The 25779-nt window shown below is 66.3% G+C and carries 28 protein-coding genes and 1 tRNA gene; 19 read left to right on the top strand and 10 right to left on the bottom strand.

Features of this window, described 5'->3' with window-relative positions; genetic code table 11:
* Nucleotides 1-268 precede the first annotated feature (268 nt).
* The gene (locus tag AC5P7R_RS06440) at nucleotides 269-1636 is read right to left on the bottom strand and encodes a helix-turn-helix domain-containing protein (protein ID WP_019661852.1); all 1368 of its coding nucleotides are present in this window, start codon (nucleotides 1634-1636) and stop codon (nucleotides 269-271) included.
* 114 nt (nucleotides 1637-1750) lie between these two features.
* On the opposite strand from AC5P7R_RS06440, the gene AC5P7R_RS06435 reads away from it, so the two are divergent.
* From AC5P7R_RS06435 to mmsB, 5 genes are read left to right on the top strand one after another with little or no spacing between them, the layout of a single operon-like run.
* The gene (locus AC5P7R_RS06435) at nucleotides 1751-3256 is read left to right on the top strand and encodes a CoA-acylating methylmalonate-semialdehyde dehydrogenase (protein ID WP_478436153.1); all 1506 of its coding nucleotides are present in this window, start codon (nucleotides 1751-1753) and stop codon (nucleotides 3254-3256) included.
* A gap of 14 nt (nucleotides 3257-3270) precedes the next feature.
* The gene (locus AC5P7R_RS06430; protein ID WP_021203763.1) at nucleotides 3271-4437 is read left to right on the top strand and encodes an acyl-CoA dehydrogenase family protein; all 1167 of its coding nucleotides are present in this window, start codon (nucleotides 3271-3273) and stop codon (nucleotides 4435-4437) included.
* The gene (locus tag AC5P7R_RS06425) at nucleotides 4434-5231 is read left to right on the top strand and encodes an enoyl-CoA hydratase (protein WP_021203764.1); all 798 of its coding nucleotides are present in this window, start codon (nucleotides 4434-4436) and stop codon (nucleotides 5229-5231) included. Before AC5P7R_RS06430 ends, AC5P7R_RS06425 begins: the two co-directional genes overlap by 4 nt.
* A complete protein-coding gene (locus AC5P7R_RS06420; RefSeq protein ID WP_021203765.1) occupies nucleotides 5228-6403 on the top strand; it encodes an enoyl-CoA hydratase/isomerase family protein in 1176 nt (391 codons plus the stop codon). Before AC5P7R_RS06425 ends, AC5P7R_RS06420 begins: the two co-directional genes overlap by 4 nt.
* Entirely contained in the window at nucleotides 6400-7290 is an 891-nt protein-coding gene (gene mmsB / locus AC5P7R_RS06415; RefSeq protein ID WP_495213796.1) for a 3-hydroxyisobutyrate dehydrogenase, read from the top strand. Before AC5P7R_RS06420 ends, mmsB begins: the two co-directional genes overlap by 4 nt.
* Nucleotides 7291-7519: 229 nt before the next feature.
* On the opposite strand, the gene AC5P7R_RS06410 is transcribed toward mmsB, so the two are convergent.
* Together AC5P7R_RS06410 and AC5P7R_RS06405 are read right to left on the bottom strand one after the other, a co-directional pair.
* Nucleotides 7520-7945 (bottom strand): organic hydroperoxide resistance protein, encoded by a 426-nt coding sequence (locus AC5P7R_RS06410; protein WP_005411948.1) that lies wholly within the window; start codon nucleotides 7943-7945, stop codon nucleotides 7520-7522.
* Between the two features lie 111 nt (nucleotides 7946-8056).
* Nucleotides 8057-9037 (bottom strand): cation diffusion facilitator family transporter, encoded by a 981-nt coding sequence (locus AC5P7R_RS06405; protein WP_005407688.1) that lies wholly within the window; start codon nucleotides 9035-9037, stop codon nucleotides 8057-8059.
* A gap of 104 nt (nucleotides 9038-9141) precedes the next feature.
* Between AC5P7R_RS06405 and AC5P7R_RS06400 the strand changes: the two genes are divergently transcribed.
* The gene (locus AC5P7R_RS06400) at nucleotides 9142-9321 is read left to right on the top strand and encodes a hypothetical protein (protein WP_021203768.1); all 180 of its coding nucleotides are present in this window, start codon (nucleotides 9142-9144) and stop codon (nucleotides 9319-9321) included.
* Between the two features lie 1000 nt (nucleotides 9322-10321).
* Nucleotides 10322-10753, top strand: coding sequence for a hypothetical protein (locus AC5P7R_RS06395; RefSeq protein ID WP_146256770.1), 432 nt, complete (start codon nucleotides 10322-10324; stop codon nucleotides 10751-10753).
* Nucleotides 10754-10975: 222 nt separating this feature from the next.
* Here the strand turns inward: AC5P7R_RS06395 and AC5P7R_RS06390 are convergent, their stop codons facing one another.
* Nucleotides 10976-12757, bottom strand: coding sequence for a peptidoglycan-binding protein (locus tag AC5P7R_RS06390; protein WP_495213795.1), 1782 nt, complete (start codon nucleotides 12755-12757; stop codon nucleotides 10976-10978).
* A gap of 42 nt (nucleotides 12758-12799) precedes the next feature.
* On the bottom strand, nucleotides 12800-13219 hold the full coding sequence (locus tag AC5P7R_RS06385) for a lysozyme inhibitor LprI family protein (RefSeq protein WP_024956209.1): 420 nt from the start codon (nucleotides 13217-13219) through the stop codon (nucleotides 12800-12802).
* Nucleotides 13220-13439: 220 nt separating this feature from the next.
* Between AC5P7R_RS06385 and dusA the strand changes: the two genes are divergently transcribed.
* From dusA to AC5P7R_RS06365, 4 genes are all read left to right on the top strand, one after another.
* Entirely contained in the window at nucleotides 13440-14471 is a 1032-nt protein-coding gene (dusA, locus tag AC5P7R_RS06380; RefSeq protein WP_495213794.1) for a tRNA dihydrouridine(20/20a) synthase DusA, read from the top strand.
* Between the two features lie 212 nt (nucleotides 14472-14683).
* A complete protein-coding gene (locus tag AC5P7R_RS06375; protein WP_021203829.1) occupies nucleotides 14684-15058 on the top strand; it encodes a hypothetical protein in 375 nt (124 codons plus the stop codon).
* 73 nt (nucleotides 15059-15131) lie between these two features.
* A complete protein-coding gene (locus AC5P7R_RS06370; RefSeq protein ID WP_004136763.1) occupies nucleotides 15132-15815 on the top strand; it encodes a response regulator transcription factor in 684 nt (227 codons plus the stop codon).
* Nucleotides 15816-15840: 25 nt separating this feature from the next.
* A complete protein-coding gene (locus tag AC5P7R_RS06365) occupies nucleotides 15841-17265 on the top strand; it encodes an ATP-binding protein (RefSeq protein WP_032953760.1) in 1425 nt (474 codons plus the stop codon).
* Between the two features lie 127 nt (nucleotides 17266-17392).
* On the opposite strand, the gene AC5P7R_RS06360 is transcribed toward AC5P7R_RS06365, so the two are convergent.
* Both AC5P7R_RS06360 and AC5P7R_RS06355 read right to left on the bottom strand, forming a co-directional pair.
* On the bottom strand, nucleotides 17393-18184 hold the full coding sequence (locus AC5P7R_RS06360) for a M90 family metallopeptidase (RefSeq protein WP_206621621.1): 792 nt from the start codon (nucleotides 18182-18184) through the stop codon (nucleotides 17393-17395).
* Nucleotides 18151-18429, bottom strand: coding sequence for a hypothetical protein (locus AC5P7R_RS06355; RefSeq protein WP_005411956.1), 279 nt, complete (start codon nucleotides 18427-18429; stop codon nucleotides 18151-18153). Before AC5P7R_RS06355 ends, AC5P7R_RS06360 begins: the two co-directional genes overlap by 34 nt.
* A 144-nt stretch (nucleotides 18430-18573) precedes the next feature.
* On the opposite strand from AC5P7R_RS06355, the gene birA reads away from it, so the two are divergent.
* From birA to AC5P7R_RS06325, 6 genes are all read left to right on the top strand, one after another.
* Nucleotides 18574-19542, top strand: a complete 969-nt coding sequence (gene birA / locus AC5P7R_RS06350; RefSeq protein ID WP_227854337.1) for a bifunctional biotin--[acetyl-CoA-carboxylase] ligase/biotin operon repressor BirA — start codon at nucleotides 18574-18576, stop codon at nucleotides 19540-19542.
* A complete protein-coding gene (locus tag AC5P7R_RS06345) occupies nucleotides 19539-20270 on the top strand; it encodes a type III pantothenate kinase (protein ID WP_019661840.1) in 732 nt (243 codons plus the stop codon). The genes birA and AC5P7R_RS06345 overlap by 4 nt, the downstream gene beginning before the upstream one ends.
* Nucleotides 20271-20279: 9 nt before the next feature.
* Complete coding sequence (locus tag AC5P7R_RS06340; protein WP_227854336.1) at nucleotides 20280-21128, top strand: SPOR domain-containing protein; 849 nt, start codon at nucleotides 20280-20282, stop codon at nucleotides 21126-21128.
* Between the two features lie 40 nt (nucleotides 21129-21168).
* Nucleotides 21169-21244 (top strand) — tRNA-Thr (locus AC5P7R_RS06335).
* Nucleotides 21245-21450: 206 nt separating this feature from the next.
* Complete coding sequence (locus tag AC5P7R_RS06330) at nucleotides 21451-21738, top strand: type II toxin-antitoxin system RelE/ParE family toxin (protein ID WP_111097688.1); 288 nt, start codon at nucleotides 21451-21453, stop codon at nucleotides 21736-21738.
* A 58-nt stretch (nucleotides 21739-21796) separates the two neighbouring features.
* A complete protein-coding gene (locus tag AC5P7R_RS06325; protein WP_058979789.1) occupies nucleotides 21797-22099 on the top strand; it encodes an addiction module antidote protein in 303 nt (100 codons plus the stop codon).
* A 57-nt stretch (nucleotides 22100-22156) separates the two neighbouring features.
* Here the strand turns inward: AC5P7R_RS06325 and AC5P7R_RS06320 are convergent, their stop codons facing one another.
* Complete coding sequence (locus AC5P7R_RS06320) at nucleotides 22157-22480, bottom strand: hypothetical protein (protein ID WP_062606011.1); 324 nt, start codon at nucleotides 22478-22480, stop codon at nucleotides 22157-22159.
* A gap of 80 nt (nucleotides 22481-22560) precedes the next feature.
* Nucleotides 22561-22968, bottom strand: a complete 408-nt coding sequence (locus AC5P7R_RS06315) for a hypothetical protein (protein WP_134729679.1) — start codon at nucleotides 22966-22968, stop codon at nucleotides 22561-22563.
* A 596-nt stretch (nucleotides 22969-23564) separates the two neighbouring features.
* On the opposite strand from AC5P7R_RS06315, the gene AC5P7R_RS06310 reads away from it, so the two are divergent.
* Nucleotides 23565-24335 carry a DUF3011 domain-containing protein gene (locus AC5P7R_RS06310; RefSeq protein ID WP_188250544.1) on the top strand — a complete coding sequence of 257 codons (771 nt, stop codon included), beginning with the start codon at nucleotides 23565-23567 and terminating at the stop codon, nucleotides 24333-24335.
* A gap of 24 nt (nucleotides 24336-24359) precedes the next feature.
* On the opposite strand, the gene AC5P7R_RS06305 is transcribed toward AC5P7R_RS06310, so the two are convergent.
* Nucleotides 24360-24707: a hypothetical protein gene (locus AC5P7R_RS06305; protein ID WP_057503835.1), complete on the bottom strand. Its 348-nt coding sequence runs from the start codon at nucleotides 24705-24707 to the stop codon at nucleotides 24360-24362.
* A 131-nt stretch (nucleotides 24708-24838) separates the two neighbouring features.
* On the opposite strand from AC5P7R_RS06305, the gene rocF reads away from it, so the two are divergent.
* Nucleotides 24839-25759 carry an arginase gene (gene rocF, locus AC5P7R_RS06300; protein ID WP_227854335.1) on the top strand — a complete coding sequence of 307 codons (921 nt, stop codon included), beginning with the start codon at nucleotides 24839-24841 and terminating at the stop codon, nucleotides 25757-25759.
* The last annotated feature ends 20 nt before the right edge of the window (nucleotides 25760-25779 follow it).

Here is a 25779-nt window from a genome sequence, read left to right as displayed (position 1 = left end):
TCGGATTCCATCCACGCATGGCGTGGATCTACGGTGTCGACCAAGGTCAGCACCCACCAACAGCAGCGGGAAACTGTCGAAGGCGGGGGTGGGTCCGGTTGCGGGGGCGTGAGCGCCATGGATGGCGCGACCGAGCCTACATGGACGTATTCACGGCGTCCCCCGCAACCGGACCCATCCCGCATCCCACGGAATGCCGGCTTTTGCCGTGGCCGTTGCCGTTGCTTCGGCCTCTGCAGGTGCAGGGCGCAGCCCTGCCGAACCAACCCTACCGCCCCGGCAACTGCGCGAACGCGCGCTGCATGCAGTCCTCGCGCGGGCACACCCGGCACCCCGGGCCGATCGACACCGAATTGCCCGGGCTCTGCACATCCAGCCCCAGCGAATACACCAGACGTTCGGCATGCTGCAGGTCACAGCCCAGTGCCACCGCGAAGGTCTTGCGCGGCTGGCCATGGCCGACCGGCCCGCTGCTGACCTGCCGCGCCAGCCAGAAATGACGGCGGCCGTCGGGCATGCGTGCGGTCTGGGTAAGGATGCGCCCGGGCTGGTTGAAGGCCTCGTAGACGATCCACAGCGGGCACGATCCACCTACCTGCGAGAAGTGGAAATCGGTTGCCGAATGGCGCTTGGACACATTGCCGGCGCGATCCACGCGGATGAAGAAGAACGGCAGGCCGGGCGCGCTGCGCCGCGCGAGTGTGCTCAGCCGATGGCAGACCGCTTCGAAGCCGACGCCGAACTGGTGTGCCAGCAGTTCGATGTCGTAGCTGCTGGCCTCGGCCGCACGCAGGAAGCGCATGTACGGCATCACCAGGGCGCCAGCGAAATAGTTCGACAGACCGATGCGGGCCTGAGCGATGCGTGCCTCATCGGTGAAGCCGGCACGTGCCACCACCGCATCGATCTGCGGCAGGTAGCCGTGCAGGGCCAGCTCGGCGGCCATCTGGAATGCCTGCTGGCCTGGCTCCAGGTAGTCCGGCAACCACAGCCGCCGTGCTTCGGCATCGTACTGGCGCTTCTCGCGCCCGGCCTGCAGCGCGGCCACTTCCACCAGCACGCCGTGGCGGTCGGCCAGCAGCTGGCGCAGGCGTGGTGCCACGTGCCCGGGCGACAGCCCCCACTCGGCGAACAGACGCTCGGCCAGCTCGTCCAGTTCGGGAATGTGGTTGTGCATGCGGTTGAAGAACTCACGCACCTGGTCGCCTGCGGGCAGGATGCTGCCGGCGCCGGGTTCGCCCAGCTGGAACTCCAGGGCGGCGGCATGCTCACGCAGCGCCAGGTGGCGGCGGTGCAGATCCAGCAGGGCGCGGCTGACCTGCGGCAGGTTGCCGGCCAAGGCGCGCAGCTCGGTCGCGCTGACCTCCGCCAGGCCCAGGTCGCGCAGGGTTTCGCCCAGCGCTTCCTGCAGCGCGGCAGGCTCATCTTCGTCGAATAGTGAGGAAACGTCGCCCAATACTTCGCCCAGCTTCTTCTGAACGGCCGGGGTGAGTGGGCGCTTGTTGCGCTCGATCTGGTTCAGGTAACTGGCCGACAGGCCCAAGGCGCGGGCCAGATCCACCTGGCTGTAGCCGCGCTGCTCGCGCAGCCGCAGCAAGCGAAGGCCAAGCTGCCGCTGGCTGGATGAATAATTCACAGAATTAACATGAATCGTCTGGCGTGTTGGCCAGATTAAGCGGATTCAGGCCGGAAATCGAGGTGGCTGCTGTGAATAATGCCAAGCATCTTTCGAGCCCGTGGGATTGTCGTCATGACTGTTGAAGCGCCCCGTATCCGCATGCTGATCGATGGCCAGTTCATCGAATCGGCCACCTCCCACTGGCAGGACGTGATCAATCCGGCCACCCAGGACGTGCTGGCCAAGGTGCCGTTCGCCACCACCGCAGAAGTGGACGCCGCCGTCGCCGCCGCCAAGGAAGCCTTCAAGATCTGGCGCAAGACCCCGATCGGCACCCGCGCGCGCATCTTCCTGAAGTACCAGCAGCTGATCCGCGAGAACATGAGCGAGCTGGCCCACATCCTCACCGCCGAACAGGGCAAGACCCTGCCCGACGCCGAAGGCGATGTGTTCCGCGGCCTGGAAGTGGTCGAGCATGCGGCCGCCATCGGCAACCTGCAGCTGGGTGAGTTGGCCAACAACGTGGCCAATGGCGTGGATACCTACACGATCATGCAGCCGCTGGGCGTGTGCGCTGGCATCACCCCGTTCAACTTCCCGGCGATGATTCCGCTGTGGATGTTCCCGATGGCGATCGCCACCGGCAACACCTTCATCCTCAAGCCGTCCGAGCAGGACCCAATGGTCACCATGCGCCTGGTCGAGCTTGCCCTGGAAGCCGGCATTCCGAAGGGCGTGCTGAACGTCGTCCACGGCGGCGAGGAAGTGGTCAACGCGATCTGCGACCACCCGGACATCAAGGCCGTGTCGTTCGTCGGTTCCACCCGCGTCGGCACCCACGTGTACAACCGTGCCTCGCTGGCCGGCAAGCGCGTGCAGTGCATGATGGGCGCCAAGAACCACGCCGTGGTGCTGCCGGACGCCAACAAGGAACAGACCCTCAACGCGATGGTCGGCGCCGCCTTCGGTGCGGCCGGCCAGCGCTGCATGGCCGCCTCCACCCTGGTGCTGGTCGGTGAAGCGCGCAACTGGGTGCAGGATCTGGTTGAAAAGGCCAAGACCCTGAAGGTCAGTGCCGGCACCGTGGCCGGCACCGACGTCGGCCCGGTCATCTCCTGCAGCGCCCGCGAGCGCGTGGAAGGCCTGATCGCCTCGGGCGTGGAGCAGGGTGCCAAGCTGGTGCTGGATGGCCGCAAGCCGCAGGTCGATGGCTTCGAGAAGGGCAACTTCGTCGGCCCGACCATCTTTGCCGGTGTCACCACCGACATGCGCATCTACCAGGAAGAGATCTTCGGGCCGGTGCTGGTCATCCTCGAAGCGGAGACGCTGGAAGACGCCATCGCGATGGTCAACAGCAACCCGAACGGCAACGGCACCGCACTGTTCACCCAGTCCGGCGCGGCCGCGCGCAAGTTCCAGGAAGACATCGACGTTGGCCAGGTGGGCATCAACGTGCCGATCCCGGTGCCGGTGCCGCTGTTCTCGTTCACCGGTTCGCGCGCCTCCAAGCTGGGTGACCTGGGCCCATACGGCAAGCAGGTGGTGCTGTTCTACACCCAGACCAAGACGGTCACCGCGCGCTGGTTCGATGACGAAACGCTGAGCCACGGCGTCAACACCACGATCAGCCTGAAGTAACGGCAGGAGCAGCCATGAGCCACTCGATGACGACGGAACTGGAAGAAGCGCAGCAGGCGTACCGCGAGGCAGCGCGCGACTTCGCACAGGCCGAACTGGCGCCACACGCCGCGCGATGGGATGCGGAGGGCATCTTTCCGCGCGAGGCGATCGCCAAGGCCGGTGAACTGGGCTTCTGCGGTCTGTACATGGACCCGGAAGTGGGCGGCAGCGGCCTGAGCCGACTGGACGCCGCCGTCGTCATCGAGGAGCTCGCCAGCGTCGATCCGTCGACGGCGGCGTACATCAGCATCCACAACATGGCCTCGTGGATGGTGTCCACGTGGGGTCAGCCGGCACTGCGCGATGCCTGGGGCACTGACCTGTCCTCGGGCAACAAGCTGGCCTCGTACTGCCTGACCGAACCGGGTGCCGGCTCCGATGCGGCCTCGCTGAAGACCACCGCCGTGCGCGACGGCGATCATTACGTGCTGAACGGCTCGAAGGCCTTCATCTCCGGCGCCGGTGCCACCGAACTGCTGGTGGTGATGGCACGTACCGGCGGTGCCGGTGCTGGCGGCGTCAGCGCCATTGCAGTGCCGTCGGACCTGCCGGGCATCAGCTTCGGCCGCAAGGAAGAGAAGATGGGCTGGAACAGCCAGCCCACCCGTGGCATCACCTTCGAAAACGTCCGCGTACCGGTCAGCCACCTTCTGGGAGAGGAAGGCGGCGGCTTCAAGCTGGCGATGAAGGGGCTTGATGGTGGCCGCATCAACATTGCCGCCTGCTCGCTGGGTGCCGCGCAGGGCGCGCTGGATGCCGCGCGCCGCTACATGGGCGAGCGCCGCCAGTTCGGCAAGGCGCTGGCCGAATTCCAGGCGCTGCAGTTCAAGCTGGCCGACATGGTCACCCAGCTGGTGGCCGCGCGGCAGATGGTGCACACCGCCGCACGCAAGCTCGATGCCGGGGCCAGCGATGCCAACGTGTGGTGCGCGATGGCCAAGCGCTTCGCCACCGATGCCGGTTTCAATGTCTGCAATGAAGCGCTGCAGATCCACGGTGGCTACGGCTACATCCGCGAGTACCCGATCGAGCGCCTGCTGCGTGACTGCCGCGTGCACCAGATCCTGGAAGGCACCAACGAGATCATGCGGGTGATCGTTGCCCGTCACCTGCTCAACACCGAAGAGGAACTGCGATGAAGGATTGGCGTACCCAGGAGCACGTGGGCCTGAAGGTGGAGGCCGACGGCCATACCGCCGTGGTCACCCTGAACAACCCGCCGGCGCACACCTGGACCGTGCACAGCCTGTCGGCGCTGCGCGACCTGGTGGGCGCGCTCAACGCAGACCGCGACATCTACGCGTTGGTGATTACCGGTAACGGCGAGAAGTTCTTCTCCGCCGGTGCCGACCTCAACCAGTTCGCCTCCGGCGACAAGGCCGCTGCGCGCGAGGCCGCGCGTCGCTTCGGTGAAGCCTTCGAAGCGCTGTCCGGGTTCCGTGGCGTGTCGATCGCCGCCATCAACGGCTACGCCATGGGCGGTGGCCTGGAATGCGCACTGGCCTGCGACCTGCGCATCATCGAAGAGCACGCCCAGGTGGCGCTGCCTGAGGCCACCGTCGGCCTGCTGCCGTGCGCCGGTGGCACCCAGAACCTGCCGCGCCTGGTCGGCGAGGGCTGGGCCAAGCGCATGATCCTGCTGGGTGAGCGCATCAACGCCGAGACCGCGCTGCGCATCGGGCTGGCCGAAGAAAAGGTCGGCAAGGGCGAAGCCAAGGCACTGGCGCTGGAATGGGCGAAAAAGGCCGGCAAGCAGAGCCCGACCAGCATCGCCGCCTGCAAGACGCTGGTGCAGTCCACCCGCACCGGCACCCACGCCTCGGCGCTGGTGGCCGAGCGCGAAGCCTTCGTCGACCTGTTCGACACCGCCGACCAGGTCGAGGGCGTGACTGCCTTCCTGGAAAAGCGCGCCGCGCAGTGGAAGAACGCATGAGCGCCGACACCGCTGCCGACGACGCACCGGTGCTGTTCGAGGAGCGCGTGGCCGGCAATGGCACGCGCATCGGCATCGCCACGCTCAACGCGCCGCGCACGCTCAACGGATTCTCGCTGCCGATGGCGCACCTGCTGCTGAAGCAGTTAAATGCCTGGGCCGACGACGACGGCATCGCCATGGTGGTGCTGCAGGGCGCCGGTGAAAAGGCGTTCTGCGCCGGCGGCGACCTGCACAGCCTGTACAAGGCCATGGTCGCCTTCCGTGAGGACGGCCGCAGCGACATCCGCGAGAACGACTACGCCGCCGAGTTCTTCGACGTTGAATACCGCGTCGATTACCTCATCCACACCTACGCCAAGCCGATCCTGTGCTGGGGCCACGGTATCGTGATGGGCGGCGGCATCGGTCTGATGTCCGGCGCCAGCCACCGTGTGGTCAGCGAGCGCTCCAGGCTGGCCTTCCCGGAAATCACCGTCGGCCTGTTCCCTGATGTCGGTGGCAGCTGGCTGCTGCCGCGCGTGCCGGGCAAGGGCGGGCTGTTCCTGGCGCTGACCGGCGCGCTGCTCAACCCGGGCGATGCCATCTACGCTGGCCTGGCCGATGTACATGTGCCCGAAGAGCGCCGCAGTGCGGTGTTCGATGCGCTGCTGCAGGTGGCCTGGTCCAGTGACTCCGCACACAACCACGAACGCCTGACCCATCTGCTGCAGGCGCATGCCAGCGATGCCGCCACCGGTCCGCTGCTGGCCAATGCGGCGCAGGTCGATGCGTTGTGCGAAGGCGATGACCTGCAGGCCATCGTTGCGCGCATTGCCGGCCTGCAGACCGATGATGCGTGGTTGCAGGCGGCACAGAAGACCCTTGCTGCCGGTGCGCCGGGTTCGGCGCGGCTGGCCTTCGAGCTTCAGCGTCGCAGCGCCGGCCAGGATCTGGCCGCGATCTACCGCCTGGAGTACATCGTCGCCCTGCATTGCGCCGCCCACGGCGATTTCGCCGAAGGCATCCGCGCGCTGCTGATCGACAAGGATCGCAATCCGCAGTGGAACCCGGCCACCCTGGCCGGGGCCACCGGCGCGTGGGCCGACACCTTCTTTGCTTCCCCCTGGGCCGATGCCGCGCATCCGCTGGCCGACCTGGGCACTCCCCTTGTTGAAAGGAGCCTTGCATGAGCCGCATTGCATTCATCGGGTTGGGCAACATGGGTGGCCCGATGGCCGCCAATCTGGTCAAGAACGGCCACAGCGTGCGCGTGTTCGATCTGGTTCCGGCCGCGGTCCAGGCCGCCGTTGACGCCGGTGCCAGTGCTGCGTCGTCGGCACGCGACACCCTGGCCGACGCCGAAGTGGTGATCTCCATGCTGCCAGCCAGCCGTCACGTAGAAGGCGTCTACCTGGGCGACGACGGCATCCTGGCCGCGATCCCGGATGGCGCACTGGTCATCGACTGCAGCACGATCGCACCGGCCAGCGCGCGCAAGGTGTCAGAGGCCGCCGCCGCACGTAGCCTGCAGATGATCGATGCACCGGTCTCCGGTGGTACCGCAGGCGCTCAGGCCGGCACGCTGACCTTCATCGTCGGTGGCGAAGAGGACGCGCTGGAGCGTGCCCGTCCGGTGCTGCAGGCGATGGGCAAAAACATCTTCCACGTGGGCGCCAGCGGCGCCGGCCAGGTCGCCAAGCTGTGCAACAACATGGCGCTGGGCGTGATCATGGCGGTGACCGGTGAAGCCATTGCGCTGGGCGTGGCACACGGGCTGGACCCGAAGGTGCTGTCGCAGATGATGGCGGTCAGCACCGGCCGCAGCTGGGCTACCGAAGTGTGCAATCCGTGGCCGGGCGTGCTGGAAAATGCACCGGCCTCACGCGGTTACAGCGGCGGCTTCGGCAGCGATCTGATGCTGAAGGACATGGGCCTGGCAGTGGAAGCGGCGATGAGTGTCGGTGCCTCGATCCCGCTGGGCGAAGTGGCCCGCAACCTGTACTCGATGAACCACCAGGCCGGCCGCGGCAAGCTGGATTTTTCCAGTGTGGTGCAGCTGATCACCAGCGAGAAGTAAGGCTTGGATATGTAGAGCCGAGCCCGTGCTCGGCTGCTTTTCCGCCGGATGTTCCCGCGCCGGACGGATCAGCCGAGCAGGGGCTCGGCTCTACAGAAGCGAATGCGTCCCCGGCTGCGCGCCGGGGCCCACCCGAGGTGGGATGGGCGGATGTTCGGTTTCGACCGGCATCCGCCCATTTTTTTTGCCCTCGCGCGGGTAGTGCCGGCCGCTGGCCGGTATCACCGCATCAGGCCACGACCAGCGTCACGTCGATGTTGCCGCGGGTGGCATTCGAGTACGGGCACACGATGTGCGCCTTCTGCACCAGCTCTTCGACCTGCTCGCGCGGCACGCCGGGCACGTTGATGGTCAGCTCGGCTTCGATGCCGAAGCCGGTCGGGATCTGGCCGATGCCGACCTTGCCGGTCACGGTGGTGTCGGCCGGCAGCGCGACCTTGGCCTGGCCGGCCACGAACTTCAGCGCGCCCAGGAAGCAGGCCGAATAGCCGGCGGCGAACAGCTGTTCCGGGTTGGTGCCCGGGCCACCGGCGCCGCCCAGCTCGCGCGGGGTCGACAGCTGGATGTCCAGCACGTTGTCGGAGGAGACGGAACGGCCTTCACGGCCGCCGGTGGAGGTGGCCTGGGCGGTGTACAGAACCTTTTCGATGGACATCGGGATGCTCCTGGTCAGTGGGTGGGTGGTGCGATGGAGACTACTTTGCCCGCTTTCCGCGTACGTTGGGTTGCAGAACGTACTAAAAAATTGATCGATCGTCCTGCGGGCCTAGATCGTCCACTCGCGGTCGGTGGTGAACATGATGGTCAACCAGCGGTCCGGCGAAGCCTCGCCCAGCGCATCGCCGATCTCATCACGCAGCTGGTCCCATTCCACCAGCGGCCGCGGTGGGTCGTTTTCCGGCACCACGAAGAACAGCTCGATCTGCTCGCCTCGCCCCACCTGGGCCACGTAGCTGCGGTGCTCGACGAAGCCATGCTTGGCCACGATCGCGCGTGCCACGGCATCCACGTGCGCCTGCAGCTCCGGCGGGGTGACCAGCAGGATGCCGGCCAGCGCCCGGCGCACGGTGCCGAGCGGGGCGATCATCACCAGCACGCAGACGAAGGCAAGGATGGCCGGGTCGATGTACGGCCCGACCCAGGCCCAGGACGTGCCCTGCACCAGCACGCCGCCGAGAAAGGCCAGCAGGTAGCAGGCCGACATGCTGGCCGCGATCACCCAGTTCTTCGCATCCAGTGCGATGAACTCCGAGCCGATGCGGCGGTTGGCGCGCAGGATGAACCATGCCAGTGCGCCTTCGCCGACGATGGACAGCCCGGCGAAGGCGATGGCCGGGCCCAGCGCAATGTGGCGGCCACCGGACATCAGCGCATCCACCGCATTGACCAGGGCATACAGTGCCGCACCGATCATCAGCGTGCCGCTCACGCCCAGCACGATCGGCTCCAGGTGCCAGAAGCCCATGGTGAAGCGCTGGTTGAGCCGCGATTGCAGCGCGTCGGTCTGGGTGGACAGCGCGATCAGGCGTGCCACCAGCAGCGACAGCCAGGTCATCACCACGTCGATCAGGCCGTAGATGCCATCGAAGATGATAAGCGAGGAATTGGCCAGCAGGCCGAATACCACTGCGGCGGCGGCCAGCAGCAGCGAGGCGGCGATCGACAGGCGCAGCACGCCCTGTTCGGTGGCGGGGTCGAAGAACTGCGGGCGGTGGGTGGCCATGGCCCGATTGTAGAGCGGCGGCATGCCTCGCTGCCTTCCGCTGTCTGGCAGCGTCGCAGAACGTTGAGGACATCGACGAGAGGCCCAGCGAGCGTGACCGCGAATGCGTCGCCCAGGGCCTGGCCAACATGGTCATCGAATTCCTCGGCCGCATGCGGGATATGCAGCGTTACGATGCCGGTGACACGCAGGTCTACCGCGTGCGTTGGCAGGTGTTCCTTGCCTCGGCCGGCCATCTGGGTGCGGTGTTCGATTACCAGCACGTGACGCCGAAGGTACAGATTGATCTGCGCGACGCCCACCTGTGAGACCTGACCGCCGCGGCCGCGCTGGAACGCGCGCAGGAATAGCTGGCCGCACATGGGGCGAAGGTGACGGTGGTGGGGCTGAATGCTGCCAGCCAGACGTTGATCGAGCAGGTGGGCGGCGCGCGCGGCGGGTACTGAGGCGGCAGTGTTTCAATGCCTGCGTCGGTTCTGGGGCCGGCTAAGCTTCCAGAATTTTCCTGAATCGGCTTCTCAGTGAGGTAGCGCCATTACAGATGGAGAGTCCATATGTGGCCAACGCCTTGGCAGATTCGGTGTCAGCCTTTGCCTGCCACGGGCAGCGAGCAGGGCCCTGCCGACGCGCGTGATCGAACTGAAGTGTGCCGGCGTCGTGTCAGCCTGAATGGCCGCGACCGTCAGAGCTTCACAGATGAAATCGATGTCCTGGAACTTTGAGAAAATGGAAGGGCACTCTCTATCAATAGAGCATCCACCTCAGTCCTGAGCAGATCAGCGTCCTTTTCAACGGCTATCCAATGGTCGCTGTTGCCTGGGGGAGCGGCCTGCATCTCACGTCGCAGTCGGTTTCGCTGAGATTGGTGGTCCAATCCATGCAACGCCGCGGGATGAAGCGGGCGAGCACACACATCGATGAAACTCTCGTGGCATCTCGTAAAAGTTGCTCCACTTCGGACAAATCCTGCGTCCTTCAAGGATGCGTAGACGATGCTCAGGGCGCGCTTTGTGATAGCGGTCATGAGGCGAGCATCAGGAGGGAGGATGATTGCAGGCGAGGCCTCTCAGACTGGGTAAGCCGGTGCGAGGCAATGAGTGTGTCGACTTGGCTGGGAGCGGTAACTGGCATTGACGTCAGTAGCTGTCGCTATCAACAAAAGTTGTTGTTTGGCCGTCGTTCCCTGGTTCGCAAAACCCGAAAGACGTCGGATCGCATGATGCAGATTGCAGCTTTTCTCATTGCCAATCTTCTGAGTATGGAAGCAGGCTGGAGACACGCGATTCTGTGTTCAAGGAAGCAGCATCCATGAAATCGAATTTTTCGGTGTCATTCAAATGTCTGTTGGCTTTTGCGCTTGCGCTTGGTTCGACGACATGGCCGGGAGTGATGGCGTTGGACCGCCTTGCGGTTGCCGTCGATCGGACCACGCGCTACAGCGCCGGAACTGACGAAGCGAACGAAGTCGTTCGATGGCTGGACGCACGCAAGGATGTCCACCAGCGGACGCTTGCACTTGGGACACTGACCATTCGCCATCGCTGTAGGGGGGAGCGGGATTCACCTCGGACGCCAGCCATCCGCGCCCTTTTCCATCATGGTGCTTCCGGAGAGAAGATCACTATTACCAACGATCTTCCAGGATGCGCACGCGAGACGTGGACGTTCGCATGGACCGGAGATGGCCAGGACGCCTACTGGAAGCAGACCGCCTATGGATGGCGGGTACTGACCACTTAGGGAAAGCTCCGGACGGACTTATCTGTCGTCAAAGCGTCGACGCGATCAAACCGGATCGACTACACCTCGAGGCCCACTACCTCGAAGCGTGGGCACGCTCCGGGGCGCAAGACCTCGCATTTGCGACAATCCTCGACGCACCTCAACCAACGCCCTCGTCGGCCTCAAGCCGACGAGGGGTGAGCAAGGCAATGGCACTCACGGGCCAGTTGGCCCGCTCTCTTACGCCATCATGGCCCGCGGGCCGTGATGCTGGGTCTGCTGGTCGATCTTCTGCTGCTCGCGCTGCTGATCGCTCACCTGCAATGCCCGCTCGCTGTTCTCCTGCACGCTCTGGCGCATCGCGTCAGCGGTCGATACCGGCGCGGTATTGCGGTTCAACGCGCTTTCGTCGTGCAGCGCATTGGCCTGCACCGCGCGCGCCATCGAGCCATCCTGGTTCAGCTCAACGCGATCAACCCGGTACAGGCCGGCACGCGCAGCTTCCACGGTGAGGGCAGCGGCCAGCTTCTCGCTGTGCTCGCCGGAGGGCAGGCCACGCGCTTCCTCGGCGAACTTCACCTGCACCAGGGTCTCGGTGTACAGCCAGTTCTGCGGGCTGCGCGGGTCGGACATCGGGTACACCGTCTCGCGTGCAGGCTCGGCCGCTGCCTGCTGTTCCGGGGTGTTGCCCTGCGCCTGCGCACGCTGCTGCACTTCATTGGCCAGCGCCTGGCGGGTTTCCGCATCGGCAATGCCGGTCGCAGGCAGGCCATGCTGCTGCTGGAAAGCATTGATCGCATGGCGGCTGCCACCGCCCAGATAGCCATCGCTGCCGATGGCCTGGCCCTTGGCGTCGGTCAGCCCCAGCGCGGCCAGGTTGCCCTGCAGTTCGCGCGCGTCGCGGTCGATCGCGGCCAGCGTGGCTGGCCCGGCCTTGCCGTCCACCGGGTCCAGGTTGTGTGCGCGCTGGAAGTCTTCCACCGCCTTGCGGGTGGTGGCATCGAAGCGCCGGTCCGGATTCAGTGTCTGCTGGCCGTCAGCACTGGCATAGCCCAGCGTGACCAGGTTGCTTTCCAGCTTCAGCACGTCACGGCCGCTGGACCCTTCCTTCAACGTCTGCGAACCGGCCTGCTGGCGCGGTGCGCCGATCTGGTCCAGCGCCACCTTGATGTCCGCATCGTTGTGCTCACCGGCGGGCGAGTAGTCGCGGCTGCTGACCTTGGCATGGGCGCGGTCCATTGCGTCCTTGTTGTTGGCGTAGGCATTTTCGTAGCGCACGGCGATGTCGCCGGCCTTGGGCGCGTCGAAGTACTGGTAGGTCTCGCGGATCTGCCCGGCCTTCGCGCGCAGCGCCTCGTAGTCACCGCCTTCTTCCAGCACCTTCTGCAGCTTGGGCAGCTGGCTGGGCAACTGGTTGGCGGTCTTGGCGATCAGGCTGATCGCTTCGAAGCGGTTTTCCTCGGCGATGCCGCTGCCGTGTGCGTCCACCATCGCCATGCCGATCCGGGTGGCGTTGCGCACCTGCGGGTAGTCGATGTTCGCGTGGATCCACTGCTTGCCCTCGGCCGAACGGGCCCAGGCGTTGATGCTGTCGCGCGTGTTGGTATCGATGAACTGGATCGAGCTGCGCCCGCTCAGGCCATTGCCGTGGCTGAGCAGGTCGCGGCGCAGGTCGGCGTGGTCCTGGGTGAAGGGCAGGTTGTGCGCCTTGGCATAGGTGCTGGCCTGATCGATCACGGCGTCGACATAGGTCGTCTCGCCCGCCTTCAGTGCGTGGCCGTCGATGGCGCCCAGCGCCCACTCGCCGCGCTGGCCGAAGTCGACCTGGATCGCGCCCAGGCTGTAACCGCTGTTCTGCGCGACTTTGTTCACCGTGCCCCAGTGCGGTTCGGTCACGCCCTGGGTGATGCCGGCGATGGCCAGATGGTAGGAGGCGGGGCCACCTTCGGTACCACGGCCGACGGCGAAATACACGGCGCCGGAGGTGGCATCGAGATCATGGGTATCGATGTTGGTTGGCATGTCTTACATCCTTGTGCAGTCAGAGGGTCTGCCCCTCAAGGGTCAGTCCAGCAGCTGCAGATACTTCTGCAGCTGGTCGGCACGCGCGCTCAGGCGCATCACATCGTTCAGCTCGCCCTGCAGGTTGCCGGGCTGGGAATCGTCGTACAGCGCGGTATCCAGTTCGCCATCGCGGCTGCGCGACTGCAGCCACGCGCGCTGGGCATTCACCAGCTTGGTCTTCTTTGCGCCAGTCAGCTTTGCCTGCAGCTGGCGGTAGGCCTGGTTCAGGCGCTGGTCTTGGCGTGCGCTTTCCGAGGTCAGGCAGGCGGCCTGCTCGATCGCACCCTGTGCCTTGTCACGGCAGGTGGTGAAGGTCGGGCTCAGCCCGGTGGCAGCCGGTGCTGCGGTTGCCGTGCCGATGGCCAGTACGGCGACCGCCAGCGCGGTGGCGAGGGTCCTGCTCAAACGCTTGTGCTGCATCATCTGCTCCACACGTCCAATCCATTGCGAGCGACGGACTATAACGGCGTCAATATTTCGTCGTCGTCAACGAATCGCGACAACTGTGACCGGTTGCCCGTCATTGTGGGGTGGCGCCGCCCGGCTTGCGGACGGCCCTCGGGCCCGGGCGCCCCAGCGCTGTCCGGGCGCCAGCCGCCGCCATTCAGCCGAGCGGTGTAAACTATTGATCTCACTGGCAATGCCAGTCTCCACGATCAACGCCCCGATGACGTCCGCCACCGCCCGTTACGCCGATTCCCTGCGCCTGTCCGTTGCCCCCATGATGGACTGGACGGATCGCCATTGCCGCGTGTTCCATCGCGTGCTGGCGCCGGGTGCGCGCCTGTACACGGAAATGGTGCACGCCAACGCGGTCATCCACGGCGACCGCGAGCGCCTGCTCGGCTTCGACCGCAGCGAACAGCCGCTGGCGTTGCAGCTGGGCGGCAGCGATCCGGCCCTGCTGGGGCAGGCTGCGCGCATCGCCGCCGAGTGGGGATACGACGAGGTCAACCTCAACTGCGGCTGCCCGTCCGACCGCGTGCAGGCCGGGCGTTTCGGCGCTTGCCTGATGCGCGAGCCGGTGCTGGTGGCCGAGTGCGTGGCGGCGATGGTCGATGCGGTCGACATCCCGGTGACGGTGAAATGCCGCCTGGGCGTGGACGAGGACAACGATTACGACGTGTTCGCCGCCTTCGTCGACCGCCAGGTCGCCGCCGGTGCCGCAATGGTGGTGGTGCATGCGCGCAACGCGTGGCTGAAGGGCCTGTCGCCGAAGGAGAACCGCGAGGTTCCGCCGCTGAAGTACGACTGGGCCTACCGCCTCAAGCAGGAGCGCCGGGCACTGCCGGTGGTGATCAACGGCGGCCTGGCCAGCATCGAGGCGGTGCAGGCGCAGGCCGCGCACGTCGATGGTGTGATGCTGGGCCGCGCGGCCTACCACGACCCCTACCTGCTGCATCAGCTGGAGGCGCTGCACACCGGCGCCCCGCTGCAGGCCCGTGGTGACCTGTTGCGCGCGCTGCGCCCCTACGTCGAGGCGCGTCTGGGCGAAGGCCTGGCGCTGAAGCACATCACCCGCCACCTGCTCGGCCTGTTCCACGGCCAACCCGGCGGCCGCGCATTCCGTCAGGTGCTGAGCGAGGGCGCACACCGCCCGGGCGCCGACTGGAGCCTGGTCGAACAGGCCTTGGCGGTCACCGAACGCGAAGCTGATCGCGCCGCAGCGTGACGTAGGTCACAGTCCTGACTTGACAAGGGGCGGCGATTCGTCCCGAATGTTCACCTAGATGAACAACTCGCGGCATCGCCCGGAAAAGTTCAGATCGGATTCACTGCCCCAAACCAAGAATTTGCAAAGGAATTGTAAAGGCCGGGTCCCGTACCCGGCTTCCGGATTTACGACTTTTGAACGAATCGCCGTGCTCGGCTAGGATCGCATCGATGTCTCCCGCTCCCTTCCATCGCCGCATTGCCCTGGCCACCTGCGTGGCGCTGTCGGCTGTGCCGTTGTCGTCGGCGCTTGCGCAGCAGCCGCCGCGTGGCGACCAGGGGCGGGCGGAGATGATGGAGCGGGGCGAGCGCGGTGGCCGTGGCGACGAGCGCTCGCTGTCCGATGCCGTGCGCCGCGTGCAGCGCACCACCGGCGGCCACATCCTCGGCGCCGAGCGTGTGCCGTTCGATGGGCGTGACATCAACCGGGTGAAGTACATGGACGACCGGGGCCGTGTCCGCTACATGGACGACCCCGCCCCGTCGCGTTCACAGCCGCGCACGCCGCGGTCGGATATGTCATCACTACGCGGCGATAACCCCTGAACAGGGATAGTTGTCGCTATCAACCCGTACCCCACAGGCCTCCGGGCCACACCCAGGACACTAGGGAGAGTTCATGCGTATCCTTCTGGTCGAAGACGAAGCCCCGCTGCGTGAGACCCTGGCAGCCCGGCTCAAGCGCGAAGGCTTTGCCGTCGATGCTGCGCAGGACGGCGAGGAAGGCCTCTACATGGGGCGTGAAGTTCCGTTCGATGTCGGCATCATCGACCTCGGCCTGCCCAAGATGTCGGGCATGGAGCTGATCAAGGCCCTGCGTGACGAAGGCAAGAAGTTCCCGGTGCTGATCCTGACCGCGCGTTCGAGCTGGCAGGACAAGGTCGAGGGCCTGAAGCAGGGTGCCGACGATTACCTGGTCAAGCCATTCCACGTCGAAGAGCTGCTTGCCCGCGTCAACGCGTTGCTGCGCCGCGCCGCCGGCTGGAGCAAGCCGACCCTGGAATGCGGCCCGGTCGCCCTGGACCTGGCTGCGCAGACCGTCAGCGTGGCCGGCAGCAATGTCGACCTGACCAGCTACGAATACAAGGTGCTGGAGTACCTGATGATGCACGCCGGTGAACTGGTCTCCAAGGCCGACCTCACCGAGCACATCTACCAGCAGGACTTCGACCGCGATTCGAACGTGCTGGAAGTGTTCATCGGCCGCCTGCGCAAGAAGCTGGACCCGGATGGCGAACTGAAGCCGATCGAGACCGTGCGCGGCCGCGGCTACCGTTTCGCGATTCCGCGCAACGAGGGCTGAGCCGGCTCAGCCTGGCGAAACCATGATGTCCGGCCGTCTGTGGTTCTTCCGACGCTGGCGGCCGCGCTCGCTGCAGGCGCGCCAGATGCTTGCCGCGTCCGTGGGCCTGGTCGCGTTCCTGGCCCTGGCCGGTTACGCACTCGACGCCGCCTTCGCCGATACGGCGAAGGCGAACCTGCGTGAGCGCCTGAAGAACTACGCCACCGCCTACGCGGCCGGCATCGACTTCACCCGCGACCGCTCGCTGTACATCCGCGAGCAGCCGCCGGATTCGCGCTTTGACGTGCCGGGCAGTGGCCTGTACCTGCAAGTGGTGATGCCGCACGGCAAGGGCAATTCGATGTCCGCCGAAGGCCCGATGCTGCCCACCGTCGGCGGCGGCCTGCTGGCACCGCGCCAGGAAGTGTTCGAAGGCCCGCTGCCGATGATCCAGATCGACGGCAGCCAGGGCTCGGTGTACCGCTATGGCCTGGGCCTGGTGTGGGACGCCGACGCCGACCCGGCCACCGAATTCCCCTACACCATCTACGTGATGGAAGACTCGCGCGCGCTGGGCGCGCAGCTGCGCGTGTTCCGTGGCCGGGTCTGGTTCTACCTGGGTGGCATCGGCCTGATCCTGCTGCTGCTGCAGACCGTCATCCTGCAGTGGAGCCTGCGGCCGCTGCGTCGCGTGATCACCGAGCTGACCAAGGTGCAGCGCGGCGAAACCGAGCGCATGAGCGAGCGCCACCCGCGCGAGCTGGAGCCGCTGACCGACAGCATCAACGCCTTCATTGAAAGCGAGCGCGAGAACCTCGAGCGCCAGCGCAATACCCTGGCCGACCTGGCGCACAGCCTGAAGACGCCCATCGCCGTGCTGCGCACGCAGATGGACAGCGGTGCCGGCGATGGCGCCCTGCGCGAGGAGCTGGACGTGCAGCTGCAGCGCATGAACAACCTGGTCTCCTACCAGCTGGCACGTGCTGCATCGTCGGGCCACAAGCTGTTCTCCGCGCCGCTGCCGATTGAATCCAACGCCGAGGAGATCGTGCGCGGCCTGGAAAAGGTCTATGCCTCCAAGGGCGTGCTGTGCGAATTCGACATTGACCCGGCCGCGCGCTTCCACGGCGAACCGGGCGACCTGCAGGAACTGCTCGGCAACCTGCTGGAAAATGCCTTCAAGTGGGCCAACCGCCGCGTGTTGCTGACCGCGCAGCCGCTGCCGGCACCGAACGCGCGCCGCGCCGGCCTGCTGCTGGCGGTGGACGACGATGGCCCGGGCATTGCCCCGGACGACATCGGCAAGGTGCTGCAGCGTGGCGTGCGTGGCGACGAGCGCGTGCAGGGCCACGGCATCGGCCTGTCGATCGTGCAGGACCTGATCAAGGATTACCGCGGCGAACTGGCCGTCGGCCGTTCCAGCGAACTGGGCGGCGCCCGTTTCGAAGTGCGCTTGCCGCCGGGGCCGTAAGCCGCACGTTCCTGTCCGCCGGGCATCGCCTGGCGCAACAACGCGTGGTGTTCCGGTAGTGCCGGCCGCTGGCCGGCAACCTCATGATCCTCGGTGGCATTGCCAAGGTGCCGGCCAGCGGCCGGCACTACCGTATTGCGATCCTGGGCGGCTCGCCATAGAACCGCCGCAGCTGCGCGGCCACCTCCGGCAACGCCTGCTGCAGCAGATCCGGTGCCGAGAAGTGATACTCGCTGGTCACCGCGAAGAATTCTTCCGGCGCTTCGGCCGCATACGGATCGATCAGCGTTTCTTCGCCCGCATCCACCTGCGCGCAGAACGCATCGTAGGCGCGCTGGAAGATGGCCGCCCACTCACGCTGCCATTCGCGCGGCAGCGGCGGCGTGCCGTCCATCGCGCCATCCAGTGCATCCAGCTTGTGCACCATCTCGTGCACCGCCACGCAGTAGCCCTCGTGCGGCGCGGCCAGGTCGGCCTGCACATCGGCCCAGGACAGGATCAGCGGACCGCTGTCCCACGATTCGCCAATCAGTTCGTCATCCCACTCATGCAGTACGCCGGCCGCATCCATGTGGCTGCGATGTACGCGGAATGCATCGGGGTAGACGATCAGCTGCGACCAGCCTTCCAGACCCACCTCGCCGAACTCCAGCAGCGGCAGGCAGCACAGCGCCGCCAGCAGCACGCCATCGCCGGCCTGCAGCTGCAGCTCGCCGATCGGCGTGATGGTCTTCTCGTGCAGGAAGCGCGTGGCCAGCACGCGCAGGCGTGCGCGGCGTTCGTCGTCCAGACCGCGCAGCCAGGCCGCACGGCGGCAGGCCTCATTCCACAGTACATCGTCGATCGGCCGCGGCGCAGGTCGCAGCCACTGCAGCAACGACTTGATCAGCGGAACATTCCCGGCAGGTAGCTGTGCCACTTCGGTGCGCGGATGCGCTGCAGCACGTCGTCGTCGCTGCCACCGCCGCCCGTGCTGGTGTTGGCTGCCGGGCGGACCGGTGCCGGCTTGGTGGTGGCGGCCGAAGCGGTCGCGGTCGGTGCACGCTGCGAGGCGGCATCGCCGTTGGAGGACACGCAGGCGCCGCGGCTGTCGTCCAGCGCTGCCGTCGCAGACGCCGCGAAGGGCATCGTCAGCAGGATCAGGCAATGGGCATAGCGGCGCATTGACGACATCCACGTTAAGGGAAGGTGAGTTCCCGATTCTAGCCCGAACCCGGCGCCCCGTTGGAAGCCCCCGCAGAACCCAGCGTGGCGGGCGCCGCTGGCGGCTTTCCCGCATAATTCCTTCCTGACTTCGTGGAAGCTGCCGTGGACGACCGCCAATTGCTGGCCAAACTCGCTGCCGGTCGCCTCTCCGGCGACGCTCTGGCCCGTGAGCTGGGCCAGACCCGGGCGGCCATTTGGAAGCGTATTCAAGGACTTAGAGCCGCCGGTGTGGACATCGAAGGCCGCGCTGGCGAGGGCTATGGCCTGACCCGCCCGGTCGACCTGCTGGACTCGGATGCGATCCGTGCCGGCCTGCCCGCCGAGGTGCTGCCGCTGCTGCACGACCTGCAGGTGGCCTGGACGGTGGACTCGACCAATGCCGAATTGCTGCGTTGCAGCGCGCCCCAGCGCGGGGTGAGCGTCCTGCTGGCCGAACGCCAGACCGGCGGCCGCGGCCGTCGCGGCCGTACGTGGGCGTCGCCGCTGGCCGCGCATGTGTACCTGTCGGTGCTGCGGCTGTTCTCCGGTGGCCTCGGCCGCCTGGCCGGGCTGAGCCTGGTGGCCGGCATCGCCGTGGCCGAAGCGCTGCATGATCTGGGCTACACCCAGGCACAGCTGAAGTGGCCAAACGACCTGATCGTCGATGGCAAGCGCAAGCTGGTCGGCCTGCTCGCAGAAGGCGGTGGCGAATACGCCGGCCCGGCGCGCGCGGTGATCGGCATCGGCATCAACACGCACATGCCGCCATCCTTCGCCGAGCAGATCACCCAGCCGTGGGTGGACCTGGACACGCTGGCCGGCACGCCGGTGGACCGCAACGTGGTGGTCGCCGCCGTGCTGGCGCGCCTGCTGCCGGCACTGGAAGAATTCGATCGCGAAGGCCTCGCTCCCTTTCTGCCGCGCTACGCCGCGTTCGACATGCTGGCCGGTCGCGAAGTACGCGTGGAACTGGAAGGGCAGTGGCAGCATGGCACCGCACTCGGCTTGGCCGATGACGGCGCCTTGCGCGTGCGCATCGATGGCCGTGAGCGCCTGCTGCACGCCGGCGAAGTCAGCGTGAGGGCGGCATGAGCGATTGGTTGTTCGACCTCGGCAACTCGCGCTTCAAGTTCGCGCCGTTGCAGGGTGATCGTGCCGGTGACGTGCAGGCTTGGGCGCATGGCGCCGAAGGCATGGCCGGACAGCCGCCGCACAGCCTGCCCAGCGGCACCACCGCGTTCGTGGCCAGCGTGGCCGCACCGTCGCTGACCAGCGCGATGCTGGACCAGCTGCAGCGTCGCTTCGAGCACGTGCACGTGGTGCGTACCAGCGCCGAATGCGCCGGTGTGCGCATTGCCTATGCCAAGCCGGAAAAGTTCGGCGTCGACCGCTTCCTGGCGCTGCTGGCCGCGGCCAAGGCGCAGCGCCCGGTGCTGGTGGTGGGCGTGGGCACCGCACTGACGATTGATCTGCTCGACGCTGACGGCCAGCACCACGGTGGCCGCATTTCCGCATCGCCCACCACCATGCGCGAAGCACTGCATGCCCGTGCGGTGCAGCTGCCGGCTACCGGCGGTGACTACAGCGAATTCGCCAACGACACCGCCGACGCGCTCGCCTCCGGCTGCGATGGTGCGGCCGTGGCGCTGATCGAACGCAGCGCCCAGCAGGGGCACGCGCTGCTGGGCGTTGCACCGTCGCTGCTGGTGCACGGGGGCGGCGCACCGGCGCTGATGCCGTTGCTGCCCGGCGCCGACTACCACCCCTCGCTGGTGCTGGATGGCCTCGCCCGCTGGGCGGTGCACCAGCCCGCAGGCTAGTATCCGCGCATGCTGACCCGTGCCCTGATCGTCGTACTGGCCATCCTCAATCTTGGCGTCGCCTGCTGGTGGCTGCTGCGCGATGCACCACAGAAGCCTGCGCCGCCACCGCAACCCGCGGGCGTGGCCGAGCTGCGCTGGGTGCCCGGTGGCGTGGATGCCGCCGCGGCCGCCGAAGCCACGGCTGCCGCGCCGACCGCGCCGTTGATGGAGCGCGAGCCGGCCGCGAAGACCGCAGTGGCTGCAACGCCGGCGCCGGCTGTTCCGGCCAAGCCGGAAATTCCCAAGCCGCAGGTAGCTGAGGCTACGCCGGTTGCGGCCGCTGCCAAGCCGGTAACACCGTCTGCACCCGTTCCGGCACCGGAGAAACCCGCAACCCCGCCCGCGGCCGCCGAGCCGCCGCGCTGCGTTGCGCTGGGCCCGTTCGCCGACCGTGCGGCCGCGACCAGCGCGCAGGGCAAGGCCGGCACGCTGCTCAGCCAGGTACGCCTGCGCGAACAGCCCGCTGCCAGCGGCAGCGCCCGCTACCGGGTGATGCTGCCGGCAGCCGCCAGCCGCGAAGAGGCCCAGGCCACGGTGAAGCGCATCGTCGCCGCCGGCCTGAGCGACTACTACATCATCAGCCAGGGCGAGGAGGCCAACGCCGTGGCGCTGGGCCAGTACCGCAACCGCGAAGGCGCCGAGCGGCGCATGGCGGCGGTGCAGGCCGCCGGCTTCCAGCCGCGCCTGGTGGCCAGCGGCGACGCCGGCCAGTGGTGGCTGGAAGCGCAACTGGCGGCGGGCACGCAGCCGGGCCAGGCCCAGCAGCGCAGCGGGGCGGCACAGAGCCGGTCGCTGGAATGCGCAAGGTTGCGCTAGAATCCCCGGACCGCGGCGCTGCCGCCGGTGCACCACCCATGCCGCTTTAGCTCAGTTGGTAGAGCAACTGTCTTGTAAACAGTAGGTCATCCGTTCGATTCGGATAAGCGGCACCACCACACTCCAGTTGTGCAGCTCGACATGGCGGCGCAGTAATCGGTCGAGCACTGCTCCCTGCTGCGTCTCTCCCGTTCTTTTCCTTCCTTGCTGTTATCTCATCTTGCACCTGACGAGGCGCGTCCCACCTGCCTGTGCGCGTGCTTCGTGGTTGATGCGCGTTTCTCGTAGTTGAAAATGTGTAGCCAGTAGGCTACATTTTTCCATGAAGATCCAGCGTACCCGTCAGTTCGCGACATGGATTGACGCTCTCAAGGACGTAACTGCACGCGCTCGCATCCTGGCCCGTATCGGTCGGCTCGCCGAAGGCCATCCGGGTGATCACCGCCGTCTGGGGGACGGTATTTCCGAACTGCGTATCGATGCAGGGCCGGGCTACCGCCTGTACTACACCCAGCGCGGCAGGCAGTTGCTGATTCTTTTGGTCGGAGGTGACAAAAGCTCACAGCATCGCGATATCGAAAAGGCCAGGGAGATTGCACGTGCCCTGTGAGCGTCGAACCGGCTGTAGTCGAAACGAATCAATACCGAAGTACTGGAGCTGTTCCATCATGGCCACCAAGAAAAAAGTCGAACTCAAAGCATTTGATGTGGCCGAACACCTTCGGACACCCGAAGAAATGGCCGCCTATCTCGACGCCTGCATCGAGGAAAGCGACGGCGATTCCGCGTTCATTGCCAAGGCGCTCGGCGACATCGCGCGCGCTCAGGGTATGAGCAAGGTTGCGCGCGCGGCGGGCCTGTCGCGCGAGAGTCTTTACCGCGCACTGTCCGGCGAACGCAGCCCCGATTTCGCCACCATCCTGAAGGTGACCCGTGCCTTGGGTGTGCGTCTGCATGCCAGTGCCGCGTGAGGCATCAAGGCACTGCGCTCCACTTCCGCCGCCTCAAGAAGTCAGGTGCGATCAGTCTCAATCAAACCGGATGATGCGGATCAACCCCCTTGTCGACGATCCATCTCCGAAGGCGGCCGACGTGCCACAAGTGAACACCTCCTTCGCACCTTCGTAATTGATGAATGAGATCGTGCAATTCGTCCGCGTTCCAGGACGGATCCGGGTGATGGCTCTGTCATTCAGCACGAAGCTGTACCACATGACTTCAGGGCTTATCGAGAGCGCCATGGGGCGTGCGGTGGAGGCGATCAACTCGGCAACAGCGCCGGCGCGCGAATCCACTTCGTCCAGCCGCAGCTCAACGAGAACAGGCTTCAGGTTTGGATAGGGTGCGCTCATTCCAGCAGCGGGTCTGCCTGATTCGCTAGCCGGGGCAGTGACGTTGTGAACCTGTGCATTGGGCATCTCAATGTTCTGAATTACTGAGCCCCACCCACCTGCAACGCCACATACTCCGCCAGCCCCCGGCAGGCCAGCATCAGACCCTCGCGCGTGCCATCGCCGATGTCGTCCTTCTCTTCCCCGTCCACGCGCACGCGCTCTGCGGCGTGGTACAGCTCCAGCAGCGATACCAGGCCCACTGCGGCGCGGTCCCTGCGTGCGGCAGCCACGGCGTCGCCAGGTGTGCCTGCCGGTCCCTGCCACGGCTGTCCATCGGCGGCGTCACCGGCCTGGATGCGCTGCAGGCAGCCGGGCAGGTTGATGGGCGCGGGCGCCTCGTTCGCGGCAGCGAAAGCAGCTTCCAACGGCTGCGCCAGTTCGGGGGGCAGGCGCAAGGCAGCCTCGCCCAGGGTGGCGGTCAGGTACGGGTGATGGGGCTTGGGCATGCGGGCATCCTCGTCGGCAACAGAGGTGCCACCCGAAGAGGGTGGCGGGCGATGCGTGGCTTCCAAGACCGGAAATCGATGAGCCGGCGGGCACAGGGCCCCCACGCACCGCCCGCCGTCGATCGGCGAACGGATTGCCAGCCGGCGCCGCTTTTGGGAAGACGGCGCCGGCTGGCAAGCGTATACAGCTTCGATTACACGGGCTTGGAAGTCCCGACCACCTTTGCAGGTGGCGATTCATCATGCGCACGTGAAATCACCGCCTGCCAGTCGTTTGTTTCGATGGCATCGGGTGATCTGAAAGGAAAAATGAATTATCGCGTTTGGCCCGTTTCGAGCATCGCAATGCCAGAAGCGACATATCGCGCAGCGCCGTCATCATCGGTCATCCGGGCTGCGCCACTGTTGCCGCACGGCTTACAGTAGCGTGCGACGTAAAGCTGGCTTAACAGCCTCGGCAAGGCACCAAGGCAACGATACCAGACCCAAAAGTGCCAACGCGCGCCCAGGATCTTGATATTCCTCACGGACAGCCCGCAGCGCCCCACCGCATACTTCCGCTACACGCCCGCCCTGGGCCCCTTCGGGATAAGCACATGCGTCGCCATGCCCTGTCGCTCACCGTCGCACTGTTGTCCGCTGCTTTCGTGGCCCCGGCCATGGCTGCCGTGCCTTTCTTCAACGCCAGCTGCCCGGGCGGCATCGACGTGCACGCCGACGAAGGCGGCCCGGTCTACGTGCAGGGCCGCGAGGCCACGCTGAAGCGCTTCAACGACCGCTATTTCGAAGCACGCGATGCCAACAGCGGCATCACCCTGTCGATCAGCCGCAACGACGACGGCGCGCCGCAGATCAGCTACACCGGCCGTGGCGGCGCCAATGGCATCTGCCAGGTCAGTAGCAGTGGTGCGCCTGCGCCCGCCGCAAACAGCGCCCGCCCTCGCGACGCTGCCGCCGGGGATGCCGCGCTACCGCGCGAAGTCACCTGCGAATCCACCGGCCAGCAGCAGGTCTCTTGCGATCTGAACACCCGTGGCAACGTGGAAATCGTGCGCCAGCTCAGCCGTACCCGCTGCGAGGAGGGCAAGAACTGGGGCCTGTCGCGGCACTCGGTGTGGGTCAATGGCGGCTGCCGCGCGGTGTTCCGCAATGTGTCCTCGGTGACTACCCCCGCGCCGACAGGCGATACCGCGTTGGGCGCCTGCAACATGCGCAAGGGCGCGCAGGGCGCCCTGGTCACCCAGATGCCTGTGGGCAGCGATTACCAGGAACTGATCATCGATTACCCCGATGGCCGCTTCCTGTGCATGATGCGCAACAACGGCCAGGTGCAGAGCGTGACGCCGGTGCGCCGCCGCGGACGCTGAGCGCGCAGCGGGTTGGGACAGGCTTCAGCCGCAGGACCTATACAGCAACACCCACGCCAGCATCAGGGTGAACATACCAACGAAGGTCAGGCCGAACCACAGCGCGGCCACCTTCACGTTGCCGATCAACGCCGCCAGCATACGGTGCAGTTCGCTTTTCAGAATCGGGTATTCAGCGTGTGCCTTGCGCAGACGCTGCCAGCCCAACCCGAGGAATACCAGGGTCGAGAACGGCACCAGCAGCAGTGTCGCCTGCATCAGCCAGCCATTCGGCGACGCATCGATCGAGTTGCTCAAAAAAACCGCAAAAACGGCGACCGGCAGCGCCACGGTGAAAAAGCGTGGCCAGGCGGTATTGATGAAGGGCGACATCGCAATCTTCCATGAAGGGCGGTTGGGTCCGCGCGGCATCATGCCATGCCAATGCCCTGCTGCACCGCCGCGAGTGGTGTCACACAGCTCTAGCTAGACTGTGCTTCTTTTTCCCCCGCAAGGAGGCACCCATGGCCCATCCCATTTCCGTATCCCTGATCGGCGTTCCCACCGATGTCGGTGCGGGCCATCGCGGTGCACGGCTGGGGCCGGAAGCGCTGCGCGTGGCGGGCCTGCCGGAGGCGCTGGAAGCGCGCGGCGTGGACGTGCGTGACCTGGGTAACCTGGATGGCCCGCGCAACCCGTGGACCGCGCCGGTGGAAGGCTATCGCCACCTGGATGAAGTGGTGGCGTGGAACCACGCACTGATGGAAGCCAGCTATGCCGAGTTGCAGGCCGGGCGCATGCCGATCATGCTCGGCGGCGACCACTGCCTGGGAATCGGTTCGATCACTGCCGTGGCACGCTGGTGCCGCGAGCAGGGAAAGACCCTGCGCGTGCTGTGGCTGGATGCACATTCCGATTTCAATACCAGCGATGTCACCCCCTCGGGCAACATCCACGGCATGCCGGTGGCCTGCCTGTGCGGCCTCGGCCCGGAGGCGCTGACCCACCTCGGCGGCAGCGCACCGGCGATCACTCCCACCCAGGTGCACCAGATCGGCATCCGTTCGGTGGACCCGGAAGAGAAGCGCCTGATCAAGACCCACAAGGTGGATGTCTACGACATGCGCTACATCGACGAGAACGGCATGAAGCGCACGGTCGAAGCAGCACTGGCGGGCATCGACGAGAACACCCACCTGCATGTCAGCTTCGACGTCGACTTCCTCGACCCGAGCATCGCGCCGGGCGTGGGCACCACGGTGCCGGGTGGGGTGAACTACCGCGAGGCGCAGTTGGTGATGGAGATGATCGCTGACACCGGGTGCATGGGGTCGCTGGACATCGTCGAGCTCAACCCCTTGCTGGACAAGCAGAATGCCACCGCCGAACTGGCCGTGGACCTGGTCGAGAGCCTGTTCGGCAAGTCCACCCTGATGCGCGACTGAGGCAACCGCCTGAACGGATC

This window comes from Stenotrophomonas sp. YJH_SMC_27, from assembly GCF_059369815.1.
The sequence above is the reverse complement of the archived record's forward strand: the minus strand, read 5'-3'. Positions and strand labels throughout refer to the sequence as shown.

What these genes read in the sequence shown, in the direction of transcription:
- AC5P7R_RS06435 (WP_478436153.1), top strand. Translation starts at nt 1,751, where the DNA reads ATGACTGTTGAAGCGCCCCGTATCCGCATGCTGATCGATGGCCAGTTC.
- AC5P7R_RS06430 (WP_021203763.1), top strand. Translation starts at nt 3,271, where the DNA reads ATGAGCCACTCGATGACGACGGAACTGGAAGAAGCGCAGCAGGCGTAC.
- AC5P7R_RS06425 (WP_021203764.1), top strand. Translation starts at nt 4,434, where the DNA reads ATGAAGGATTGGCGTACCCAGGAGCACGTGGGCCTGAAGGTGGAGGCC.
- AC5P7R_RS06420 (WP_021203765.1), top strand. Translation starts at nt 5,228, where the DNA reads ATGAGCGCCGACACCGCTGCCGACGACGCACCGGTGCTGTTCGAGGAG.
- mmsB (WP_495213796.1), top strand. Translation starts at nt 6,400, where the DNA reads ATGAGCCGCATTGCATTCATCGGGTTGGGCAACATGGGTGGCCCGATG.
- AC5P7R_RS06410 (WP_005411948.1), bottom strand. Translation starts at nt 7,945, where the DNA reads ATGTCCATCGAAAAGGTTCTGTACACCGCCCAGGCCACCTCCACCGGC.
- AC5P7R_RS06405 (WP_005407688.1), bottom strand. Translation starts at nt 9,037, where the DNA reads ATGCCGCCGCTCTACAATCGGGCCATGGCCACCCACCGCCCGCAGTTC.
- AC5P7R_RS06400 (WP_021203768.1), top strand. Translation starts at nt 9,142, where the DNA reads ATGGTCATCGAATTCCTCGGCCGCATGCGGGATATGCAGCGTTACGAT.
- AC5P7R_RS06395 (WP_146256770.1), top strand. Translation starts at nt 10,322, where the DNA reads ATGAAATCGAATTTTTCGGTGTCATTCAAATGTCTGTTGGCTTTTGCG.
- AC5P7R_RS06390 (WP_495213795.1), bottom strand. Translation starts at nt 12,757, where the DNA reads ATGCCAACCAACATCGATACCCATGATCTCGATGCCACCTCCGGCGCC.
- AC5P7R_RS06385 (WP_024956209.1), bottom strand. Translation starts at nt 13,219, where the DNA reads ATGCAGCACAAGCGTTTGAGCAGGACCCTCGCCACCGCGCTGGCGGTC.
- dusA (WP_495213794.1), top strand. Translation starts at nt 13,440, where the DNA reads ATGCCAGTCTCCACGATCAACGCCCCGATGACGTCCGCCACCGCCCGT.
- AC5P7R_RS06375 (WP_021203829.1), top strand. Translation starts at nt 14,684, where the DNA reads ATGTCTCCCGCTCCCTTCCATCGCCGCATTGCCCTGGCCACCTGCGTG.
- AC5P7R_RS06370 (WP_004136763.1), top strand. Translation starts at nt 15,132, where the DNA reads ATGCGTATCCTTCTGGTCGAAGACGAAGCCCCGCTGCGTGAGACCCTG.
- AC5P7R_RS06365 (WP_032953760.1), top strand. Translation starts at nt 15,841, where the DNA reads ATGTCCGGCCGTCTGTGGTTCTTCCGACGCTGGCGGCCGCGCTCGCTG.
- AC5P7R_RS06355 (WP_005411956.1), bottom strand. Translation starts at nt 18,429, where the DNA reads ATGCGCCGCTATGCCCATTGCCTGATCCTGCTGACGATGCCCTTCGCG.
- AC5P7R_RS06345 (WP_019661840.1), top strand. Translation starts at nt 19,539, where the DNA reads ATGAGCGATTGGTTGTTCGACCTCGGCAACTCGCGCTTCAAGTTCGCG.
- AC5P7R_RS06340 (WP_227854336.1), top strand. Translation starts at nt 20,280, where the DNA reads ATGCTGACCCGTGCCCTGATCGTCGTACTGGCCATCCTCAATCTTGGC.
- AC5P7R_RS06330 (WP_111097688.1), top strand. Translation starts at nt 21,451, where the DNA reads ATGAAGATCCAGCGTACCCGTCAGTTCGCGACATGGATTGACGCTCTC.
- AC5P7R_RS06325 (WP_058979789.1), top strand. Translation starts at nt 21,797, where the DNA reads ATGGCCACCAAGAAAAAAGTCGAACTCAAAGCATTTGATGTGGCCGAA.
- AC5P7R_RS06320 (WP_062606011.1), bottom strand. Translation starts at nt 22,480, where the DNA reads ATGAGCGCACCCTATCCAAACCTGAAGCCTGTTCTCGTTGAGCTGCGG.
- AC5P7R_RS06315 (WP_134729679.1), bottom strand. Translation starts at nt 22,968, where the DNA reads ATGCCCAAGCCCCATCACCCGTACCTGACCGCCACCCTGGGCGAGGCT.
- AC5P7R_RS06310 (WP_188250544.1), top strand. Translation starts at nt 23,565, where the DNA reads ATGCGTCGCCATGCCCTGTCGCTCACCGTCGCACTGTTGTCCGCTGCT.
- AC5P7R_RS06305 (WP_057503835.1), bottom strand. Translation starts at nt 24,707, where the DNA reads ATGTCGCCCTTCATCAATACCGCCTGGCCACGCTTTTTCACCGTGGCG.
- rocF (WP_227854335.1), top strand. Translation starts at nt 24,839, where the DNA reads ATGGCCCATCCCATTTCCGTATCCCTGATCGGCGTTCCCACCGATGTC.